The organism is Reyranella sp., from assembly GCF_050185545.1.
Classification (GTDB): Bacteria; Pseudomonadota; Alphaproteobacteria; order Reyranellales; family Reyranellaceae; genus Reyranella.
The window spans coordinates 1-3,751 of record NZ_JBFWZI010000107.1; the positions used below are offsets into that span (position 1 = coordinate 1).

At 67.9% G+C, this 3,751-nt stretch carries 3 protein-coding genes; 2 read left to right on the forward strand and 1 reads right to left on the reverse strand.

The features are described 5' to 3' along the window. Positions 1 to 1,145, forward strand: a 1,145-nt coding sequence (locus AB7O82_RS24055; protein WP_428620325.1) for an amidase, incomplete at its 5' end; no start/stop codon positions are given. A gap of 283 nt (positions 1,146 to 1,428) precedes the next feature. Next, positions 1,429 to 2,739 (forward strand): NAD(P)/FAD-dependent oxidoreductase, encoded by a 1,311-nt coding sequence (locus AB7O82_RS24060; protein WP_428620326.1) that lies wholly within the window; start codon positions 1,429 to 1,431, stop codon positions 2,737 to 2,739. 4 nt (positions 2,740 to 2,743) lie between these two features. Here AB7O82_RS24060 and AB7O82_RS24065 read toward each other — a convergent pair whose 3' ends face one another. Further along, positions 2,744 to 3,652 (reverse strand): LLM class flavin-dependent oxidoreductase, encoded by a 909-nt coding sequence (locus tag AB7O82_RS24065; RefSeq protein WP_428554973.1) that lies wholly within the window; start codon positions 3,650 to 3,652, stop codon positions 2,744 to 2,746. Positions 3,653 to 3,751: the final 99 nt, after the last annotated feature.

Sequence of the window (3,751 nt, forward strand, 5' to 3'; positions counted from 1 at the left end):
TCACGCCGCACGAAGATGCCACGGTGGTGGCGCGGCTGCGGCGCGCGGGCGCCGTCCTGCTCGGCAAGCTGCAGATGACGGAGGACGCCTATTCCGATCACCATCCGGCAATCACGCCACTCCGCAATCCATGGAATGCCACCTGCTGGACCGGCATCTCCTCGAGCGGCCCGGCCGTCGCGACCGCCGCCGGATTGTGTTTCGGTTCGCTGGCCTCCGACACCGGCGGCTCGATCCGCTGGCCGCGCGGCGCCACGGGACTGACTGGCATCAAGCCGACCTGGGGACACACGAGCCGCTTCGGCGTGTTCGAGCTCGCGGCCAGCCTCGACCATGTCGGGCCGATTGCCCGCAGTGCCGCCGACGCCGCCTTGATCCTCGCGGCCATCGCCGGCCCGGACGACAACGACCCGACCGCGCTCGCCGGGCCACCGCCAGACTATGCCGATGCGACCAGGGGCGATGTTGGCGGCTTGCGCCTCGGCGTCGACGCGCAATGGAACAGCGCGGACGTCGACCCGGTTGCGCAACACGTCATTGACGAAGCGGAAAGGGCGTTTCGCGGCCTCGGCGCGGACCTCGTCCCGGTCTCGGCGCCGGACGTCACCCGGGGTGTCATGGACTGGGCGGCGGCTTGTGCTCTCGAAGCCGCCCTTGCCCATCGAGCGACCTACCCGGCCCGCAAGGCCGAATACGGCCCCGTGCTGGCATCCGTGCTCGAGACAGGGCACGCCGTGTCGGCGCTCGACTACCAGGCCATCCGGTTGCGCCGAATGGCGCTACGCGGGCGCTTAGCGCGACTGTTCCGCACGATCGACACCCTGCTCCTGCCGGTGCAACCCTTTGCGCCGCTCGGCCTCGACGAGATCGCCGACTTCGGCATCAACCCCGCGCGCGTGGCGAAACTGCAGCGCTACACCGCGCCATTCAACCTGACCGGTCATCCAAACGTGACTTTGCCGGTCAGCTGCTCACTCGGGCTTGCGCTCCTCGCGCAGGGCTGTCGCCATTCCGATCGCCAGAAGCTCGGCCGGCCGCAAGCCCCGCTCCGCCGCCGCGGCCAGGAGATGGCCGAGAAGGCGCGTCGAGTCTTTCTCGCTGACGGGTCTGTGCGCCAGGCGCGATCCCGTGGCGTCGATGGCTGATTCCGCAAAGGTGACTGCGGTGTGGCCATCCCGGAAGAAATCGTTCGCCTTGAACACGCCGGCCGCGGCCAGGACCGCGATCGCATTCTCGTAGTTCATGGGCCCGTCCGGCTGATCCGCGTTTGCCATCTGGATGCTCCTTCTCACGGCGGTGATTGGGCAATGATGTCGGCCGCGTCGCAACGGCTGGCAGCCTAGCGCGGGGGCCCCTTGCGCGCCCGCTGCATCTCGGTGCCGTCAGATATGCGACAATTGGCTGAAAATCCGTTTGGACGCCTGGCCGATGACCGATCTGCTCACCACCGATTTCAGCAACACGCCCTACTGGTGGGAGGCCGCGCCGCCGCCCGAGGCGTCGGACGCCACGCTCGCGCCTGCGTACGACGTGGTCGTCGTCGGATCGGGTTACACCGGGTTGCGCGCCGCGCTCACGCTGGCGCGGGCCGGGCGAAGCGTTGCGGTGTTCGACAAGGAGCGACCGGGCCACGGCGCGTCGCGCCGCAATGCCGGGTTCCTGGGCCGCACCCTCAAGAAGGCCTATGTCGACCTGAAGGCGACGAAAGGCGAGGCCCATGCCACAGCCCTCTATCGCGACCTGGCGATGGCCTACGAGAGCACGCTGGCCTTCATCGAAGAGGAAGGCATCGAATGCCATGCCGTGCGCTGCGGCCGACTCGTCGCGGCGACGTCACCGGCCCATTATGCCGGGCTGGAACGCGAACTGGCCGGCATGCAGGCCGACCTCGGACTGCCCTTCGCCATGGTGCCGCGCGCCCGGCTGCGCGAGGAGATGGCGACCGACCTCTACGATGGCGGCGCGGTCATCCCCGATCTCGGAGCATTGCACCCGGGTCTCTATCATCACGGCCTGATGGCGAAGGCGCTGGCGGCCGGCGTCGCCATCCTGGGCAATTGCGAGGTGACCGCGGTCGAGCCGGCGGCCGGACGCTTTCGCGTCGCCACGGCCGTCGGACAGACGCGCGCGCGGGACGTGGTGATTGCCACCAACGGCTACACGCCCGGGAACCTTCCCTGGCATGCCCGCCGCGTCATTCCCTTTGTCGGCTACATGGCGGCGACCGAGCCGCTGCCGCCAACGCTGCTCGCGAAGCAGCTGCCGCACCGCCGCACGGTAATCGATTCCAACCTCGACATCGACTTCTTCCGGCCGGCACCGGATTCGCTGCGCCTGCTGTTCGGCGGCGCCACGGCCAACGGCCTCCAGGATCCCGCCGCCATCGCCGCCCTGCTGCATGGGCGTCTCAGGCGCGCCCTGCCCGACCTCGCCGACGTCAAGCTCAGCCACGTCTGGACGGGACAATGTGCCGGGACCTTCGACATGATGCCGCACATCGGCTGCCACGACGGCATCTGGCACGGCATGGGATACAACTTCGCCGGCGTCCCGATGGGGTCATTCTTTGGCTTGAGGATCGCGCAGCGGATTCTGGGCTTGCCGGAGGGGGCCTGCGCCTTTGAAGCGGCCGCCTTCCCCACGCTGCCATTCTATCGCGGCAATCCCTGGTTCCTGCCCCTCGCCATGCGCTATTTCGCGTGGAAGGACGCGCGCCTCGCGCGACGCCGCCCGGCCTGAAGCATCACTCGTACGCCGCTTTCAATGCCGGCAGAACGTTCCGCGCGATCCGCTCGAACATCGGCACCTGCTCCTCGAGGGTGGGATAGTAGAAGCCCACTTCGGAGATTCCGAGCGCGATCACCTGCTCGACCATCTGCCTGAACGTCTCCTCCGACTCGTAGTACTTGATCGTGCCGCCGCTCGAGCGGGCGGTCGGATCGAACATGAGATAGGAGCGTCGCAGGTTCGCCGGGTCACGCCCGATCGCCACGCACCGTTTGTCGATTGCCGCCACCCGACGCCGCGTCTCGTCGAGCTGCGCCTCGAAGGTCTTGGCGAAGCTGATGCTGTTCCAGATGTCGGCATATCGCGCCGCATGCCCCAGCATGACCGGCCCCATTGCCGCGATCACGATGGGTGGACGCGGCGACTGGACCGGGCGCGGGCGGAGTGCCGCCGCATCGACCTGGTAGTAGCGACCCTGGAACGACGTCTCCTCCCGCGACAGCAGCCGGTCGACGATCGCGACATACTCGCCGAACCGGGCGACGCGCTCCTTCACGCTCCAGTTCTCGATGCCCATCATGCGATAGGATGGGTCGATCTCCAGCCCGATGCCGAGCCCGACATCGAGCCGGCCGCTGGAAATGTGGTCCGCGGTTATAGCCTGCAGCGCAAACAGGGCCGGGTTGCGCAATGGAATTTGCGCGACCAGGGTCGCCAGTCGAATATGCGAGGTTGCCTGGGCGATGGCCGAAAGCTGAGCCCACAGCTCGAACCAGGGGCCCTTTCCGCCGGCCCAATCGACCAGATGATCGGCAAGGCCGACCGAGTCGAAGCCGAGCTCCTCGACCTGCCGGCAGCGCCGCAGCAGTTCGGGCCACGGCACGTTCGGCAGCACGAGCACAAAAAACCGGAGTTGCTTGGGCACCGCTTCTTCCTCCCGATCGATGCACGAGGCCGCACTCTACACTCTAAGCAGGCGAGCGCGCTTGCACAGGCCGCCTTGGAGCGCCAACCCTGCCACTCG

Bases quoted from the DNA above. Each gene is read 5' to 3' on its own strand.
- AB7O82_RS24060 (WP_428620326.1), top strand. From the start codon at position 1,429: ATGACCGATCTGCTCACCACCGATTTCAGCAACACGCCCTACTGGTGG.